Here is an 18,291-nt window from a genome sequence, read left to right as displayed (position 1 = left end):
GTGAAATAAAAAGAAAAAAAATTACTTGTAAGTATTTTATAGTAGTACATAAAAACCTAAAATTATATGAAGAAGATCATTACGTTAGGAGCAGTTTTAGCTTTGATGACCAGTTGTGGAACTGGAGATCGAGGTGAATTGATGCATGGTGAGGCTGGAAAAAGATGGAGCAGTGAGAAACCACAAGGGATGTCACTTATTCCAGGAGGTACTTTTACCATGGGTCAAGCCAATGAGGATTTCTTAGGAGCCCAAGATGCACCAACAAAAACAGTTACTATCGGTTCATTTTATATGGATGAAACTGAAATTTCGAATAACCAATACCGTAAATTCGTAGAATGGGTAAAGGATTCAGTTGTTCGAACTAAATTAGCTATTGCAGCTGATGAAATGGGTGTGGCTAAAGAATCAGGTGGTATCGGTGCGTATGCATTCTTAGATGCCGAAGAGGATTTAGAAAGAATGACCCCATACCAACGATATATGTATGAGAACTATTACAGCCTTCAGGTGAGTGATGATATCTACTCTGGACGTCGTTTAAATAAAAAAGTTCCTTTAGTGAAAGATACTAGAAAGTATCCAGACGCTAACTATGTGGAAGTAATGGATTCATTATATATCCCAGCTAGTGAGACGTATAATGGTATGACTACTTTCGATAACTCTAAGTTGAAGTTTAAATATTCTTATGTAGATGTAGATGCAGCTACTAGAGATAGATCAACAGAAAATAGAGGGAAGAGAAATAGACACTTAAAAACGGAGACGCTATTAATCTATCCTGATACAACACGTTGGATTAAAGAATTCCAATATTCTTATAACGAACCAATGCACAATGATTACTTCTGGCACGAAGCTTTTGGTGATTATCCTGTAGTAGGGGTAAACTGGCACCAAGCTAAAGCATTCGCTGCATGGAGATCAATGTATAAAAACATTTATCTGAAAGATAATAAGATGACTCTTGAGATCAATGAATTCCGTTTGCCAATGGAAAGTGAGTGGGAGTACGCTGCTAGAGGTGGTCTAGAAGGAGCTATGTATCCTTGGGGTGGACCTTATGCAACGGATGAGAAAGGATGCTTTATGGCAAACTTTAAACCAACTCGTTTTGATTATGCAGCAGATGGAGCTCTTTATACAGCTAATGTTCGTTCTTACCCTCCTAATGGATATAACTTATACAATATGGCAGGTAACGTAGCAGAGTGGACTAGCTCTACTTATGATGCTTCTAGTTACGATCACATGTCAGCTTTAAAGCCTAGAAATAGACCTAGCGAAAGCCCACTAAAAGTAGTAAGAGGTGGTTCTTGGAGAGACCCAGCATATTTCTTACAAGTTGCTACTCGTGATTCTGAGTACGCAGATTCAGCAAGAAGTTACATTGGATTTAGAACAGTACAATCTGTGTCAGGTTCTTTATCACGTGTTAACCAAGCAAAAATGGCTCGTTAATAATCAAACAAAAAAATAAAAGAAGAAAAAGGCTATGGCAATATCTAAAAAAGTGATGAACTTCTGTTATGGAATGGGAGCTTCAGTAGTAATCATCGGTGCATTATTTAAAATTACGCACATGGAATTTGGACCTTTTAATGGTAACAATATGTTAACTGCAGGTCTATTAGTAGAGGCGTTTATTTTTGCAATCTCTGCATTCGAGCCAGTTGATGAGGAATTAGATTGGGCAAAGGTATATCCAGAATTAAAAGATGGGAAAGCTAGAGAAGTAAAAGTGGCTAAACAAGCTGTTGTAGAGCCTCAAGATACAGAAGGGATGCTTTCTAAAAAATTAGATCAGATGTTGAAGGATGCTAAAATTGATGGAGAGTTAATGAATAGCTTAGGAAATAGTATTCGTAACTTCGAGGCTGCTTCTAGAGAGATGGGGCCTTCTGTGAATTCTGTTGCTTCAACACAAAAATATGCGCAAGAAATGACATTAGCTGCTCAACAGTTAGAGTCTCTAAATAAAGCTTATAAAGTACAATTAGAAAGCGCAACAGCGAATGCTGAAATCAATAAGGCAGTAGCTGAAAACAATGCTCAGTTAAAAGAGCAAATGCAAGCATTAACAAACAATTTAGCGTCATTAAACAACGTTTATGGTGGAATGCTTTCTGCTATGGGTGGTGGAAGAAATGCTAATTAGTTTATAATTTTTAAAATATTATAAGGTAATGGCTAAACAAAAACTGACCCCAAGACAAAAGATGATTAACCTGATGTATCTGGTGTTTATCGCGATGATGGCACTTCAGGTATCTACAGAGGTTTTATCAGCTTTTGGTGTAGTGAACGAGAAGTTCGAGGCAGCTAATGAAGGTGCAAAAGCAAATAATGAAGGTTTGCTAGGGGCTTTAGAGAAGAAAGCTGAGGAAAACCCAGCTCAATTCGCTGACCCTGCAAAAAAAGCAAAGCAAGTAGAGAAAATTACGCAAGAGTTCTATGACTTCGTGGGTAAATATAAAACTCTAATTACTAGCGAATTTGAAGGAGAACGCACAGAGAATGGTAAGTTACCTGCTGAGCGTATGAATAAATCTGATATTATCAATGATGCTTGGTTCACAGGTGATAATTATTCAGCAGAAGGACAGGCTTTTATCGATGGTATTAATAAGTACAAAAAAGCACTTCTTGATATCTTAGAAAAAGATGCTAAGTTCCAACCTATCGTATTAGATATAAATAGTAAATTTAATCTAAACGATGTTAAAGATAGCCAAGGAAAAGATAGAGCTTATTTAAATTATAACTTCTATGGTTTCCCAGCTATTGCTTCTTTGACTAAGTTATCAACAATGCAAAACGATGCAAAAATAGTTGAGGCAGAGATTTATAACAGCTTAATGGGTAATACACTTAGTAAAGCTGCATCTATGAAGAACTATCAAGCAATCGTAGTAGCTGATAAATCTACTCTTTTTGCTGGTGAAACTTATAAAGGTAAAGTTGTCTTAGGTCGTTATGACAAATCAACTGTTCCTACTAAAGTAGTTGTTAATGGTCAAAACATTGATTTATCTAAATCATTAGTTGATGGACAAGTTAACTTAGGGTTTACTGTTGGTAACGTAGGTGAGCACCAAATCGGAGGTAAGTTTACTTTCGTAGAGGATGGTCAGCCAGTAGAGATTGATATTAAAGGTAGTTATGTAGTAGTACCTAAACCGAACTCAGCTAATATATCTGCTGATAAGATGAACGTAGTATATCGTGGTGTTTCTAACCCTATGACTATTTCGTTTGCTGGTATCGCTAATGATAAAGTACAAGCTTCTGCTCCAGGACTTACAAGTCAAGGAGGTGGTAAATATACACTAAGACCACAATCAGGAAGAGAAGTAGTTATTAATGTAACAGGGACTTTACCTGATGGACAAAAAGTATCTGATAGAAAAGTTTTCCGTATTAAAGATATTCCTTCTCCAAGAGGAACAGTACGTGGGGAGTTCAATGCTAAGGGACCTAAGTCTAACTTAGAGATTGTGACTATCGGTGCTAAATTAGAAGACTTTGACTTTGATTTAAATCTTACAGTTACTAGTTTTGTATTGCAAATACCTGGACAACCTAGTATCGTTGTTCCTGGAAATAGAATGAATGAAAGAGCAAAAGCGGCTATTCGTAGAGCTCAGTTAGGTGACGTGGTAGTAATTTCGGATATTAAAGTGCGTTTAGAAGGTGCAGGAGACTATGCATTGAAAAAAACATCACCATGTACGTTTGAGATTATGTAATTTCACTTAAATTTATAAGAAGAAAATTTTGAAGAATATGAACTTGAAGAATTTTTCACTATATATAGTGTTTACGCTGTTTTCAATAGCATCATTCGCTCAGACGAATCTATTGAATGCAAAATCTGCTGCTGATATTGGTATTATGCCAATCTCGGAGATTCTAATCAAAGCAGAAGGACCAATACCTTACGGACACGTTCGTGAGAAAGATATCTTATTCGGTATTAAAGTATGGGAGAATATTTCATTAGCTGAGAAAGCGAATGAGATGTATCTATATCCTATTGATGAGTATTCATCTGAAGGAAGAAAACCTCTGTTCCAAGTTTTAATCGATGGTATTAAATCTGGAGAGATTACTGAAGTGTATGATAATAGTGATTTTAAAAATCAACGTACATTAAAAGATATTCAAGACTCTTTCGTGAGAGTTGATACTACAGATGCTGGTATCGAGTATTACAATGCTGGAGAAGCTATTCCTGAGGAATATATTCAGAAAATAGAGTTAAGACCTTCTGACGTTAAAGAGTATCACATCATGGGTATGTGGTATTTCGATAGAAATGAAGGACAGCTAAAATATAGATTATTAGGTATTGCTCCAGTAGTAGCAGACTTGTATACTAAAGGATCAGCTAATGAGAACTATGTAGAGTTATTCTGGATATTCTTTGCTGATGCTCGTAATACATTGTTCCAAAACTATGCATTCAATGCTAAGAACCCACTTAATCCTATCAACTTTGACCATTTGTTAAACTCGAGAAGATTCAGTGCTACTATTTATAAAGCAGATAACCAATACGGTAATCGTAAAATTGATGATTACATCAAGAGTAATGATTTAAAACGTTTATTTGAGGCAGAAAGAATTAAAGAATTGATTCGAAACCTTGAAGATGATATGTGGAATTACTAATTTTGTAGTTTCTAATTTATTAAGCTCTTATCTATTAGAATAGATAAGAGCTTTTTTAATGGCTTTAAGTATGGTAGATTATATTGTAGTAGGTACGGGTTTGGCAGGAATCTGTTTTACAGAAAAACTAGCTAGTGAAGGAAAGACCTTTGTGGTGATAGACAATGAGAAGCGCTCATCTTCACTAATGGCCGGTGGAATGTATAACCCTGTTGTATTAAAGCGTTTCACGGATGTGTGGAAAGTAGGAGAACAATTAGATATTGCTTTGCCTTTTTATGCAGCATTAGAAAGAAAGTTAGGAGAGAAGTTTATCTTTGAAATGCCTTTGTACAGAAGATTGTTATCTGTTGAGGAGCAGAATAATTGGTTCCATGCAGCTGATAAACCTAATTTAGAAAAGTATTTATCGCCTAAGTTAGTTCGTAATGAAATTAATGGAGTGAAGTCTCCTTTTGGTTTTGGTGAAGTGAATTATACAGGTTATGTCGAAACTAAAACCTTGATTAAGGCTTATAGAGCTTATTTGAACGAAATCAAGAGTTATAGACAAGAGGATTTTGATTACGATTGTTTAAGTTATACAGAGGATGAAGTTAGCTATAAGGATATAGTGGCTAAGCATATTGTTTTTGCAGAAGGTTTTGGGATGTTACAGAATCCATTCTTTAAAGATTTGCCTTTAGATGGTACTAAAGGTGAGGTGCTTTTGGTGAAGATTCCAAATCTTAATATAGATATTATATTGAAGGCAAATGTATTTTTAATCCCAGTAGGTAATGATCTATATAAAGTAGGTGCTACTTATGATTGGGAAGATAAAACAGATACGACTACAGAAGAAGGGTTAAGAGAGTTATTAGAAGGATTGAGAGATGTTGTTGACTTAGACTTTGAAGTAGTAGCTCATAATGCTGGTGTGCGTCCTACTGTAAAAGATCGTCGTCCATTGTTAGGAAGAAGTCGAGAGTCTGCGAGAATCCATGTGTTGAATGGATTGGGAACTAGAGGGGTGTTATTAGGCCCTTTCTTAGCAGAGAAATTATATAATAATATAGAAAAGGCTATGGAGCTAGAGGAGAATATCTCTATTCATAGATATAAGAAGTTTAAATTTTAGTACAATCTAAGTATGTTAAATATACACAATCTATCAGTTTCTTTTTCTGGTGAGTATTTATTTGAGAATGTGACATTCCGCATCGGTGCAGGTGACCGTGTGGGGTTAGTTGGGAAGAATGGAGCTGGTAAGTCCACTATGTTGAAATTATTATCAGGAGATTTAGAGCCTGATACTGGAAGTATGGCTGTTGAAAAAGACCTCCGTATCGGATTCTTAAGACAGGATATTGATTTTATACCTGGTAGGACTGTACTAGACGAAGCTTATCAAGCTTTCGTAGAAATCAAGAAGGTAGAAGCAGATCTTGAAAAGGTTAATATTGAATTAAATGAACGTACAGACTATGAGTCTGAAAGTTATAGTGAGTTAATCGAAAAGTTAAGTGATTTGACGCACCGCTTTGAGATTATCGGAGGATATAATTATGTTGGTAACACAGAACGTATCTTATTAGGACTTGGTTTTAAACGTGAGGATTTTAATAATCAGACAGATACTTTCTCTGGAGGATGGCGTATGCGTATCGAGCTAGCGAAATTGTTATTACAAGATAACGATTTGTTACTTCTGGATGAGCCAACGAACCACTTGGATATCGAGAGTATCATTTGGTTAGAACAATTCTTAAAGTCGTATGCTGGTGCAGTAGTGATTATTTCGCACGATAAGATGTTCTTAGACAACGTAACGAATCGTACGATAGAAATATCACTAGGGAAGATATATGACTTTAATAAGCCTTATTCACAGTATTTAGTATTGCGTGAAGAGCTTCGTGAGATGCAGTTAGCTTCTCAAAAGAATCAGGCGAAGAAGATTGAGGAGACAGAGAAACTTATCGAGAAGTTTAGATATAAAGCGACGAAGGCTTCTATGGCACAATCTCTTATCAAGAAATTGGATAAAGTAGAGCGTATCGAAGTAGATGAGGATGATAATGCGGTGATGAATATCTCTTTCCCTGTGAGTATAGATCCAGGTAAAGTAGTTTTGGAAATTGATAAAGTAACGAAGCGTTATGGTGATAAAGTGATCTTTAAAGATATTGATCTTTTAATTGAACGTGGTACTAAGGTAGCCTTTGTAGGACAGAATGGTCAAGGTAAATCTACGTTGATCAAAGCTATAATGGAGGAGTTTGAATACGAGGGTACTATTAAGCTAGGACACAATGTTCAATTAGGATACTTCGCTCAGAATCAGGCAGACTACTTAGATGGTGAGAAAACGGTATTAGACACAATGTTAGACGCGGCTACTGATAGTAATCGTGTGAAAGTACGTGATATGCTAGGGTCTTTCTTATTTAGAGGGGACGATGTTGAGAAGAAGGTGAAAGTACTGTCAGGAGGAGAGCGTAACAGACTTGCGTTGTGTAAAATGTTACTTCTTCCTATCAACGTATTGCTGATGGATGAGCCGACGAACCACTTGGATATTAAGTCTAAAAACGTATTGAAGAAAGCTCTAGAGAACTTTAAGGGAACTTTACTGTTAGTATCTCACGACCGTGACTTTTTACAAGGGTTAACGCAGTTGGTTTATGAGTTTAAGGATCAGAAGATAAAACAATACTTAGGTGATATCAATTACTTCTTAGAAGAGCGCAATGCACAGAATATGCGTGAAATCGAGAAAGTAACTGTTGCTCCAGTAGCTAAAGCAGTAGTGGTGGAGGAGAAAAAAGCACCTGCTTTATCTTATGAAGAACAAAAGAAGCAAAAGACACTTCAAAATAGATTGAGCAAGATTGAGAATGAAATAGCTGAACTTGAAAAAAAGGTAGCTAAGGATGATGAACGTCTAGCTGTGGACTATGAAAAACTAATGGCTGACTCTAATTTCTTTAGTGACTATGAGAAGAAAAAGAATAAGATTGATGATTTGATGATTGAGTGGGAAGAAATCCACGAACAATTACAATAGATAATAAAAAAGGGATTACATTAAGTAATCCCTTTTTTTATAAAATAGGCGTAATAAAGTTATATTATTTCAAGAAAAAACCACTTCAAGTGATTGAAGTGGCTTTTACTTAGTAGCGGGAACAGGACTCGAACCTGTGACCTTCGGGTTATGAGCCCGACGAGCTGCCTACTGCTCTATCCCGCGCTATTGTGGTACAAATGTACAACCAATATTCGGGTTGACAAAATCAGACAATTGAGTAAAACAGTGTTTATTGGCTTTAATGTTAAATGTTTTTCACTGCTAGGAGTCTTTTTTACTTAATTATTATTGATAATATATTTTATAGAAGTAATATTACTAGAAGGTTATATTCTTTTTAAGAAAGTTGTTTGATAGGTGTGTAAGTGTTAATTAAAAAAGAGGTGATTCATTTATTTTGTGAATATTTTAGTATTTTTGACTGTGTTAGTCAGGGTAATAATAGTACTTATTCTGTTTCTGAGACTTATTATGAATTAATACTTCCCTATTATATGAAGAATATTGAGAAAACATTTCAAATTATTAGTTACCTACAGTACCCTTTTCTATTAATAGCTTTATTCTATAGCTTTAAACCGATCTATGATAGAATAGCTTTCGGTAATATGGATACTTATTTATCGTGTATGAATAATGCATTGATGTTTATAGGAATTGGGGTCAGCTTTTCGGCATTGCAGGATTCGACCAAGACGCAGAATAATTTCTCTAAACGTATATGGCAGGACAAGAAGAAAGGTGTAATAGCCTTATATATTATAACGCTAATGGCTGTGCTTTCTTTTATTGGAGGTGGAGTAGGATACTATTTTGCTGTTTCTAGTGTTTTAGAAGAGATAGCAGTTGGTTTACTTGTATTAGGTATTGGTTTGCTTGGATTGCTAAGTGTTGCTATAAATATGTACAAGTACCAACAGAGTATCATCAAATAAAAAAGCCACTTCGTTAGAAATGGCTTTTACTTAGTAGCGGGAACAGGACTCGAACCTGTGACCTTCGGGTTATGAGCCCGACGAGCTGCCTACTGCTCTATCCCGCGTTATTGTGGTGCAAATATAGAACTAATATTTGGAACTCACAAATGAGTCCCTAAAATAATTCGCTCTTTTTTACTTTTATTTTGATTATAAGCCTTGTGTATACTCAGAATGAGCTAATTCTAAAGCCTCAATGTCATTGTTACATAAGTGTTTAAGGAGATGATTTAGTTTTTCTTCTGACCAATCATAAATTTTTAAATCCAATAACTTTTTTATTATTTCTTCGGAGAAACGCTGTTTTATTGGCTTTGCAGGGTTACCAGCTACGATAGTATACGGTTCGACATCCTTTATAACGACAGCACCCGAGGCGATAATAGCTCCCTCTCCTATAGTGATACCAGGCATGATCATAGATCGCATACCTAACCATGCGCCATCGCCTATCGTAGTGTCTCCTTTTGCCTGATACGCTTCTTGTATCACATCTAGATAAGGGTATAGACTAAACCAATCTGTGCGATGCGTATTATTCCCTCCCATTAAGATAACGACTTCCGCCGCTATACAGACATGAGATCCTATGTATAGCTGATCTATATGCCATAGTGGTTCCCAGGCTTGTAGACTGTATTCGTCCCCGTATAGATAACGTACTACACTATCTTCAAAGCTGCCTGTCCAGGCATTGCTGTAATAACTTGTTGTTCCCTTGATATGTATATTAGGATTCTTGACTGTTTCGTGTAGGTATTCTACTTTAGACCAATGTTTTTTGTTCTCTTCTATCATTTGTTCTCTTCTATTTTTAAGTATATAACCTCAGATAGGTTAATTGTTTATTTATATTTCAAAAGCTAAATATATATAAAGTGTTGTTATAAATAATATTTAATTTTTCCTATGTCATTGATATAAGCTACCTTTGCTACCGAAAAAATTAAATAATATGACGCATAAAGCTGGTTACGTTAACATTATTGGTAATCCAAATGTAGGTAAATCAACACTAATGAATGCTTTAGTAGGAGAGAGATTGTCTATCATCACTTCTAAAGCACAGACTACTAGACATAGAATATTAGGAATCGTAAATGGAGATGATTATCAGATCGTTTTCTCAGATACTCCTGGTATTATTAAGCCTGCATACGAATTACAAGAATCAATGATGGATTTCGTTAAATCTGCTTTTGAGGATGCGGACGTATTGATTTATATGGTAGAGATAGGGGAGAGAGAGTTAAAAGACGAAGCGTTCTTCGCTAGAATTAACAACTCTAAAGTACCTGTAATGTTGCTTCTAAATAAGATAGACAAATCTAATCAAGAACAACTAGAGGAACAAGTAACCCTATGGAGTGAGAAGGTTCCTAATGCTGAGATATTCCCAATATCTGCTTTAGAGAAGTTTAATACGCAGGCTGTATATGATCGTATCATAGAATTATTGCCAGTATCTCCACCGTATTTCCCTAAAGATGCCCTAACAGATAAGTCAGAACGTTTCTTCGTGAACGAGATTATTCGTGAGAAGATTTTGCTTAACTATGATAAGGAGGTGCCTTATGCTGTAGAGGTAGAGACAGAGGAGTTTAAAGAAGAAGAGAATATCATTCGTATCAAAGCTGTTATTATGGTAGAGCGCGATAGTCAGAAGGGGATTATCATCGGACATAAAGGTGCTGCTTTAAAGAAAGTAGGGATAACAGCTAGAGAAGAGATGGAACAATTCTTTATGAAGAAAGTTCACTTAGAACTATTCGTAAAGGTGAATAAAGATTGGAGATCGAGCGATTATCAACTACGTCGTTTTGGATATAATCAAAAGAAATAAGGAATAATAAAATAATCATTAAAATATCGCATTGAAATACTAACTTTGCGACATATTTAAAATATTTATGAGTAATATAGTAGCCATAGTTGGTAGACCAAACGTAGGGAAGTCAACTTTTTTTAATCGATTGATTCAAAGAAGAGATGCCATCGTAGATTCGGTTAGTGGAGTGACACGTGATAGAAACTACGGCAAGTCAGAGTGGAATGGAAGAGAGTTCTCAGTGATTGACACTGGAGGATATATAAAAGGATCTGACGATGTTTTTGAAGGTGAGATTAGACGTCAAGTATCTTTAGCTATTGAAGAGTGTGATGTAGTAATATTTGTAGTAGATGTAGAAGAGGGTATCACACCTATGGATGCTGAAGTAGCTCGTTTATTGCGCAAGGAGACTAAACCTGTGTTCGTAGCTGTTAATAAAGTGGACAGCTCGAAGCGTATGGATGATACATTCGAGTTCTATAACCTAGGTTTAGGAGAGATATACCCTATCGCAGGGATGAGTGGAAGTGGTACTGGAGATCTATTAGATGCTGTAGTAGCTGCATTGCCAGAAGAAGAAGTAAGAGAGACAGAAGAAGAAGAGTTACCACGTTTTTGTGTTGTAGGTCGTCCTAATGCTGGTAAATCTAGTTTTATCAATGCACTTATTGGTGAAGATCGTTATATCGTTACAGATATTGCTGGTACTACACGTGATGCTATTGATACGCGTTTTACACAGTTTGGTTTTGACTTTAACTTAGTGGATACTGCGGGTATCCGTAGAAAATCAAAAGTAAAAGAAGACTTAGAGTTCTACTCAGTGATGAGATCTGTGAGAGCTATCGAGCACAGTGATGTATGTATCCTTATGGTAGATGCTACACGCGGGTTCGAAGGACAGGATCAGAATATATTCTGGTTAGCAGAGAAGAATAGAAAAGGGGTTGTTATCCTTGTAAACAAATGGGATTTAGTAGAGAAAGATACTATGACTACTAAACAGTTTGAAGATAGAATCCGTCAAGAGATCGCGCCATTTACAGATGTGCCTATTATCTTTACCTCTACAGTGACTAAACAGCGTTTATTAAAAGCGTTAGAGACTGCTGTGGAAGTATATGAAAATAGAAAAGCAAGAATTTCGACTTCTAAATTTAATGAAGCGATGTTGCCTATCGTAGAGAATACGCCACCTCCTGCAATTAAAGGAAAATATATCAAGATAAAATACTGTATGCAATTGCCTACAGCTACACCTCAATTCGTATTTTTTGCTAACTTGCCACAATATATCAAAGACCCTTACAAACGATATATTGAGAATAAGTTAAGAGAAATGTACAACTTCAGTGGTGTGCCTATCGATATTTATTTCCGTCAGAAATAGTAAGTAATATATTCTATATATACTAGCGGTCTTTGTGTAATAACATTGACCGCTTTTTTTATGAGAAACTTATTGACGTTACTACTATTAATCTCCTGTGTGAATATGTACTCACAGAGCACTGTGAATATTACTGGGACAGTAGTAGATAGTTTAAAACAACCGATAGAAGCGGTGACGGTATATCTATCGAAAGAGAAAGACTCTACGCTAGTGGAGTACACCATGACGGATATCAAAGGTAACTTTAAGCTTGCCTTCAGTAAGCTATCTGATCCTTCAGTGCTCAAACTTTCTATGGTGGGGTACCAAGATTATGCTAAGAAGTTTGAAAAAGGGGTGCAAGAGAATATAGACCTTAAAACACTTATCCTTAAAGAATATGGCAATCAACTAGACGAAGTATTGATTGTGGCTGATGCTCCTCCTATTCGAATGAAGAAGGATACCTTAGAGTTTAACGCCGCTTCGTTTAAGGTAAGACCTGATGCTAATCTTGAAGAGCTTTTAAAGAATCTACCAGGGGTGCAGCTAGATGAGAATAAAAAGATCACGGTCAATGGTAAGCCTGTCAATGAAATCTTAGTCAATGGCAAACCTTTCTTTAACGAAGATGGAGCAGTAGCACTAGAGAACTTACCTGCTGAGATTATCAAGAAAGTACAGGTCACTGAAAAAAAGACTAAGAAAGAAAAATTCACAGGTGAACGCAGTAGAACAGATGATGCGAGTATCAATATCACGATAGACGAAGATAAGAATAAAGGGCACTTTGGGCGAGTATCTGGCGGATATGGAACAGATGAGCACTATGAAGCAGGAATGTTCTTAAATACCTTTAATAAGCGTAGAAAGATTAGTCTGATCGGATCTGCTAATAATATCAATGCTGTTGGATTCTCTATGGACAAGGTGTTTGATAATATGCGTACGGGGCGCTCTAGAGGAGGGCTTACAGAATCGCGTATGTTGGGACTAAACTTTGTAGAGGATGTATCTGATAAGCTCAAGGTTAATGGTAGTTATGATTATAACTTTGCAGAGACAGAACAAGCTAATAAGTCGTCTAGTACTAAGTTTTTGCCTTCAGGGCAGTTTAGCACAGATTCTAATTCTTCTTCATTAGGAGGGAATGAAGGGCATAGAGGGAATGTATCTGTAGATTATATGGGAGAAAAAGACGCTTTCTATTTTAGCCCTCATTTTAGTACAGATCACACCTATTCGACTAGTGAGAGTAATCAAATTTCTTATGACGAGCATGGAGAAAAACTGAATAGTAGCAATGCTCATTCATCATCTAGAGGGAATTCTGATAGCTTTGGTTCGTCTGCACAATATACACGCAAGTTTAAAAAAGAAGGACAATATTTAAGCATCGGTTTTAATAACAGTAATAGGAGTGCTACGAATAATGCATTGAGCGAGTCTCTGACGCAGTTTTTTCAATCAGATACAGAAAACGATTGGCGTAGACAGTATAGAAAGAATTATACGACTACGGATAGTTATGGTCTATCTGTAGAGTTCACACAGCCTATCACAGATTCATTAAGAGTATCTGTAGGGGTGGACTGGAGTAGAGATCAGAGCATTAATGATCTACAAGTATTTAACTATAATGAGACAGAACAGGGGTATACTGATGTCAATGTATTGGAGACAAATAGATATACGGATATTGGGAATAAGGTATCTCCTTATGTAAACTTTGCGTTGAATAAGAATAAGTACAATATTAATATTTCGACAAGGACTCAGATTGTTAAGAATACGGCTACAGCTCTTTATAATGCGAAGTGGTATAGCCTAGATAAACACTATATCGACCCGAATATTAATGCAATGATTAATTATAGACTGACGAAGGATAAGAGTCTATTCGGTATCTATCGATATAATGTCAATTATCAAAGTGCAAGCCAGTTACTTGACATCACAGATATCTCTAACCCATTAACGACTACGATCGGTAACCCTGATCTAAAGCCTACTGGGCAGCATAACGTTAATTTGAGCTACCGTTCGTATGACTTTCAGACTCGTGCTGGATATAGTATTTCGGCTAATGCAGGAATATTTGATAATAGTATAGTAGGATCTGTAATCTATGATGAGGATAAGAAGGCTATCTCTACGTATAAGAATATACAGGGGAACTATCAATGGGGAGTTACGGCTGACTGGTTTAAGAATAGTAAATGGGGTGAGCATGCGCTGAGATACGGTATTATGTTTAGATATAATCAGACCATTAATAACGGGTATATAGATGGAGAGACTTATACGGCTAGAGGGAATACGATGGGACCACGTGTGTATCTAACCTATGATTACGGAGAATGGGTGTCTATAAAACCATCGTATAACTATAATTATAATACAACGAGTTATACTAATTTCTCTGTGGATAAAGCTTCTAACTTTACGCATAGATTTAATATACAGACTACAACGTATTGGCCGAAGAAGGTTATATTTGGTAATGACTTTGCTTATAATTATAATTCACAGATTGCTAAAGGGTTTAAGAAGGATTTCTATATGTGGAATATTAGCCTAGCGTATGATTTCTATAAAGACAAATTCAGTGCTAAGGTGAAAGTGTATGATGTATTAAATCAGAATACAAGTAGTACACGTACGATAGACCCAATGCAGATAGTGGATTCTGAGAGTTTAGTACTGAAGCGATATGTGATGTTCTCCCTGACTTATAAGCTTAATGAGTTCGCAGGAACTAAAAAAGGAGGGAATAGAGGAAGAGGAGGAGTCTCTAGACCGATGCGTGTGATGAGTTATTAAAAACAGTACATAAATAAAATACAAGAAAATATAATAAAGGCAAGTAGAGTATAGCTAGAATAAGTGTTATACTCGACTTGCCTTTTTGATTTGTGCGGACTGAGTCCCTAGTGAGTCCGTTATGAGTCCGTACTGACTCCGTTTTATCTAGTGAAATAATGGAGTCAGTATGGAGGTGTAAAGTAGTTGTGTTTTAATGAAAGCAAGCGAGAGTGCATAAAAAAAGCAGGTAATGTAGAAGCGACTAGCACTTACTATATTACCTGCTTATATGTTTAGAATGACGTATGTCTACCAGCTACCGCTAGATCCTCCTCCGGAGAATCCACCGCCGCCAAAGCCTCCACCGAAGCCTCCACCGAAGCCTCCGCCACCGCCTCCACTTCCGAAGCCACCACCGCCACCGAAGCTTCCACCGCCTCCGCCACCACGGCCAAGACTGCTTAATACCAGGATATCTAGTAGGCTACTTCCAAAGTCACGTGAGCGATGATTACCTCCGCCTCTTCCATTGTTATCTTTCTTACCGAATACGATAGTCAGTACGATGATCAGTATGATGATTCCTAAACACGCTAGACCACCGATACTATTATCCCCATCTGTTCTAACAGTCTTGTCTGCCTTATAGGTACCAGTCAATAGCTCGAAGATAGCATCTGTCCCTTTGTCTAATCCTGCGTAATAATCATTGCGCTTAAACTCTGGGATAATGATATTACGGATAATCTCTCCTCCTTGTCCAGCTGTGATAAGGTGTTCTACTCCGTAACCAGGGTAGATACCGATCTGACGTTCTTTTGCCGCCATTAGGATAACGATACCATTGTCCTTTCCTTTCTGTCCGATGCCCCATTCTTGTCCCCATTTAGGTCCTAATATACCAATATTTTCTCCTTTTAGAGAAGGAATGGTAATCAGTACTATCTGAGTAGAAGTAGAATCACTATAAGCAATGAGTTTGCGCTCTAATTGCTTCATTTGATTCTCTTCTAGTATGGTAGCATAGTCGTATACAGAAGTTTGGAAAGAAGGTTTCTTTGGAACGTCTAATTGAGCATAAGTTACCTGCGATAATAATAGAATTATAATCAGGGTTATAAAATGATATGCTTTTAATAATAGCTTGATCATTGATTTATGCTTTTGAAATTTCGTTTGATAATTCGTTCTTATTTTCTTCTAGAGAAGGGAAGTGTACTTTTAGTTGACTTCCTGCTTTTAGAATACCGTAGATTAATCCTTCTTTGAACAGACCTTGTCTGAAGTGATTAATGACTAGTTCTTTGGTTCCTTCCCAGAAGTTGTCTGATTTAACTTTATGGTCTATTCCTTGATCACCTAGTATCACGAATGCTTTAGAGTTAATACAGATGTAAAACAGCACACCATTTCTAGCAGCTGTCTTATCTATGCCTAATTCGAAGAAGACCTCCTGAGCTCTTTCAAAAGGATCTTTCTTAGAAGTCGTTTCGATATGAACCCTAATCTCTCCAGAAGTATTCTTCTCTGCTTGAGTAATAGCAAGAACAATTTCTTCTTCATCCGTTTTGGTTAAAAACTCTCTTAGTCTATCCATTATCTAGTTTTTTAGAATTTTACTTCAGGTGCTTTCTCTGCTCCAGCTTCTGCTTGGAAGTGCGCTCTAGGTTGGTATTTTCCTAAAAAATAAGTTTGTGGTTCTCCACCAATATAAGTGTTGTATGCTTTTACAGTCTGATTAAAACGACTGCGTTGAGTAAAGATCTGATTCTCTGTACTAGCTAGTTCATCCTGTAGTTTTAAGAAGTTTTGATTTGTTTTTAGATCAGGGTATTTCTCTACAGTTACTAATAGTCTTCCTAAAGCACTAGATACACCAGATTGAGCTTGTTGGAATTCTTGGAATTGTTCAGGAGTTACATTAGATGGATCTATATTAATAGAAGTAGCTTTTGCGCGCGCATTTACTACAGCTTCTAATGTTGATTTTTCGAAATCTGCAGCCCCTTTTACAGTGTTTACTAAGTTTCCGATAAGGTCATTTCTACGTTGGTAAGCCCCTTGTACATCTGCCCATGAGGTATTAACTTCTTGGTCAAATGCTAATGCTTTGTTGCGTACACTCATTGAATACATAAAGAATCCTCCGATTAATACTACAAGTACGATGATAATTGGTAAAGCTTTTTTCATTTTGATTTTATTGTTATTTAGAGTTCATTTTTAATATTCAGTAGCGCTGTTTTAATTCCTTCTAGTTTCTGTATGATTTCGAAGTTATCCATAATGTCTTTTGCATTCTTCTTCATGTGTTCTTTAGCACCATCTAGTGTGAATCCTCTTTCTTTCACTAAGTGATAGATGAGTTGAAGATTTTGCACATCCTGAGGTGTGAACATTCGATTTCCCTTTGCGTTCTTTCTAGGTTTGATAATGTCAAATTCTTTCTCCCAGAATCGCAATAACGAAGCATTTACATCAAATGCCTTGGCAAGTTCGCCAATGCTATAGTATCGTTTATCAGGTAAGTTTAATTCCATTAGTCAAGTGATTGGTTTTCTTGGTTAGCTTCTTGTGATAGAAGTTCAAATTCTTTAGCAGAGATTTCTCCGTAGTAGTAATTCAGTGGATTGACTACATTCCCTTGGTAGTGTACCTCATAGTGTAAGTGAGGACCAGAGCTACGCCCAGTACTACCTACATATCCTATGATATCTCCACGTTTAACAGATTGTCCAGCTCGAGCTTGGTACTTGCTTAAGTGAGCATATCTAGTAAGATATCCGTATCCGTGATCTATTTCGATTAGGTTACCATACCCAGATAGTTCATTGTTAGCACGGATTACTTTACCGTCTCCAGTAGCGTATATCGGAGTACCCACCTCTGCAGAGAAGTCCATACCAGCGTGGAACTTCTTGATTTTAGTAAAAGGGTCACTACGATATCCGTATCCGGACGCCATTCTCTTTAGATCTTCATTCTTCACTGGCTGTATCGCTGGGATAGAAGATAAGAATTCTTCTTTCTTCTTGGCTAGTGCGATGATGTCATCTAAAGATTGGGACTGTATGGCTACCTGTTTCAGTAGTTGATCCATCTTCACATTCGTTTCTGTCAATAGCTTTTCGTTGTTAAGCCCTACGAATGATCTATATCTGTTAATACCTCCTAGACCAGACTTGCGTTGTTCATCAGGGATAGGCGCGGTATTAAAGTAAGCTCTATAAATATCGTTATCTCGCACCTCTAATTCGTCTAGTACCTCTGTGATCAGGTCAAGTTTCTTGTTAAGAAGAGTATAGTTAGTTTTGAATTCTGCTATTTCTCTAGCTTGTTTCTTTTCTTTAGGAGTTTGTAAGATGTCACTATTAATTAAAAAGATTAATCCAAGCACTCCAAAAATAGCTGCTGTGAGTAAAAACAAGAGTATATTACCTATCTGTCTAAACTTTTTAGGGCGTATTTTAAGGAACGCTAATTTTTCAGGGTCGTAATAATATTTTACCTTAGCCATATTTTTAAAAAAACACTATTTTTGCACTATCTTTTT

At 36.6% G+C, this 18,291-nt stretch carries 16 protein-coding genes and 2 tRNA genes; 10 read left to right on the top strand and 8 right to left on the bottom strand.

Annotation, left to right across the window (positions count from 1 at the left end):
• The first annotated feature begins 66 nt into the window (after positions 1 to 66).
• Genes gldK through BK054_RS03265 form a run of 6 tightly spaced genes read left to right on the top strand, consistent with a single transcriptional unit; the run spans position 67 to position 7,729 of the window.
• Positions 67 to 1,467 (top strand): gliding motility lipoprotein GldK, encoded by a 1,401-nt coding sequence (gldK, locus tag BK054_RS03290; RefSeq protein WP_006262172.1) that lies wholly within the window; start codon positions 67 to 69, stop codon positions 1,465 to 1,467.
• A gap of 34 nt (positions 1,468 to 1,501) precedes the next feature.
• On the top strand, positions 1,502 to 2,164 hold the full coding sequence (gene gldL, locus BK054_RS03285) for a gliding motility protein GldL (RefSeq protein WP_006259650.1): 663 nt from the start codon (positions 1,502 to 1,504) through the stop codon (positions 2,162 to 2,164).
• A gap of 28 nt (positions 2,165 to 2,192) precedes the next feature.
• On the top strand, positions 2,193 to 3,755 hold the full coding sequence (gldM, locus tag BK054_RS03280) for a gliding motility protein GldM (protein WP_006262171.1): 1,563 nt from the start codon (positions 2,193 to 2,195) through the stop codon (positions 3,753 to 3,755).
• Between the two features lie 37 nt (positions 3,756 to 3,792).
• Positions 3,793 to 4,680 carry a gliding motility protein GldN gene (gene gldN / locus BK054_RS03275; RefSeq protein WP_006262170.1) on the top strand — a complete coding sequence of 296 codons (888 nt, stop codon included), beginning with the start codon at positions 3,793 to 3,795 and terminating at the stop codon, positions 4,678 to 4,680.
• A 58-nt stretch (positions 4,681 to 4,738) separates the two neighbouring features.
• Positions 4,739 to 5,800, top strand: a complete 1,062-nt coding sequence (locus tag BK054_RS03270; RefSeq protein WP_006259647.1) for an NAD(P)/FAD-dependent oxidoreductase — start codon at positions 4,739 to 4,741, stop codon at positions 5,798 to 5,800.
• 12 nt (positions 5,801 to 5,812) lie between these two features.
• On the top strand, positions 5,813 to 7,729 hold the full coding sequence (locus tag BK054_RS03265; RefSeq protein WP_006264646.1) for an ABC-F family ATP-binding cassette domain-containing protein: 1,917 nt from the start codon (positions 5,813 to 5,815) through the stop codon (positions 7,727 to 7,729).
• Between the two features lie 113 nt (positions 7,730 to 7,842).
• Here the strand turns inward: BK054_RS03265 and BK054_RS03260 are convergent.
• Positions 7,843 to 7,915, bottom strand: a tRNA-Met gene (locus tag BK054_RS03260).
• A gap of 332 nt (positions 7,916 to 8,247) precedes the next feature.
• On the opposite strand from BK054_RS03260, the gene BK054_RS03255 reads away from it, so the two are divergent.
• Complete coding sequence (locus BK054_RS03255; RefSeq protein ID WP_006264647.1) at positions 8,248 to 8,688, top strand: hypothetical protein; 441 nt, start codon at positions 8,248 to 8,250, stop codon at positions 8,686 to 8,688.
• A 34-nt stretch (positions 8,689 to 8,722) separates the two neighbouring features.
• Here BK054_RS03255 and BK054_RS03250 read toward each other — a convergent pair.
• A tRNA-Met gene (locus tag BK054_RS03250) sits at positions 8,723 to 8,795 on the bottom strand.
• Between the two features lie 85 nt (positions 8,796 to 8,880).
• The gene (locus BK054_RS03245; protein WP_071306901.1) at positions 8,881 to 9,528 is read right to left on the bottom strand and encodes a CatB-related O-acetyltransferase; all 648 of its coding nucleotides are present in this window, start codon (positions 9,526 to 9,528) and stop codon (positions 8,881 to 8,883) included.
• Positions 9,529 to 9,685: 157 nt separating this feature from the next.
• Between BK054_RS03245 and era the strand changes: the two genes are divergently transcribed.
• The 3 genes from era (at position 9,686) to BK054_RS03230 (ending at position 14,756) form a co-directional block, all read left to right on the top strand.
• Positions 9,686 to 10,573, top strand: a complete 888-nt coding sequence (gene era / locus BK054_RS03240) for a GTPase Era (RefSeq protein ID WP_006259644.1) — start codon at positions 9,686 to 9,688, stop codon at positions 10,571 to 10,573.
• 67 nt (positions 10,574 to 10,640) lie between these two features.
• On the top strand, positions 10,641 to 11,951 hold the full coding sequence (gene der, locus BK054_RS03235) for a ribosome biogenesis GTPase Der (RefSeq protein ID WP_006264649.1): 1,311 nt from the start codon (positions 10,641 to 10,643) through the stop codon (positions 11,949 to 11,951).
• A 105-nt stretch (positions 11,952 to 12,056) separates the two neighbouring features.
• Entirely contained in the window at positions 12,057 to 14,756 is a 2,700-nt protein-coding gene (locus tag BK054_RS03230; protein WP_071307623.1) for an outer membrane beta-barrel protein, read from the top strand.
• Between the two features lie 291 nt (positions 14,757 to 15,047).
• On the opposite strand, the gene BK054_RS03225 is transcribed toward BK054_RS03230, so the two are convergent.
• The 5 genes from BK054_RS03225 to BK054_RS03205 are packed head-to-tail and all read right to left on the bottom strand — an operon-like array spanning position 15,048 to position 18,255.
• The gene (locus BK054_RS03225; protein ID WP_071306900.1) at positions 15,048 to 15,890 is read right to left on the bottom strand and encodes a TPM domain-containing protein; all 843 of its coding nucleotides are present in this window, start codon (positions 15,888 to 15,890) and stop codon (positions 15,048 to 15,050) included.
• Positions 15,891 to 15,894: 4 nt separating this feature from the next.
• Positions 15,895 to 16,335 carry a TPM domain-containing protein gene (locus BK054_RS03220; RefSeq protein ID WP_071306899.1) on the bottom strand — a complete coding sequence of 147 codons (441 nt, stop codon included), beginning with the start codon at positions 16,333 to 16,335 and terminating at the stop codon, positions 15,895 to 15,897.
• An 11-nt stretch (positions 16,336 to 16,346) separates the two neighbouring features.
• On the bottom strand, positions 16,347 to 16,931 hold the full coding sequence (locus BK054_RS03215; RefSeq protein ID WP_006264653.1) for a LemA family protein: 585 nt from the start codon (positions 16,929 to 16,931) through the stop codon (positions 16,347 to 16,349).
• A 17-nt stretch (positions 16,932 to 16,948) separates the two neighbouring features.
• Positions 16,949 to 17,278, bottom strand: coding sequence for a MerR family transcriptional regulator (locus BK054_RS03210; protein ID WP_006259638.1), 330 nt, complete (start codon positions 17,276 to 17,278; stop codon positions 16,949 to 16,951).
• The gene (locus tag BK054_RS03205) at positions 17,278 to 18,255 is read right to left on the bottom strand and encodes a M23 family metallopeptidase (protein WP_006259637.1); all 978 of its coding nucleotides are present in this window, start codon (positions 18,253 to 18,255) and stop codon (positions 17,278 to 17,280) included. The genes BK054_RS03210 and BK054_RS03205 overlap by 1 nt, the downstream gene beginning before the upstream one ends.
• Positions 18,256 to 18,291: the final 36 nt, after the last annotated feature.

This window comes from Myroides sp. ZB35, from assembly GCF_001865835.1.
Classification (GTDB): domain Bacteria; phylum Bacteroidota; class Bacteroidia; order Flavobacteriales; family Flavobacteriaceae; genus Flavobacterium; species Flavobacterium odoratimimum.
This window is presented reverse-complemented; position numbering and strand designations above follow the sequence as displayed.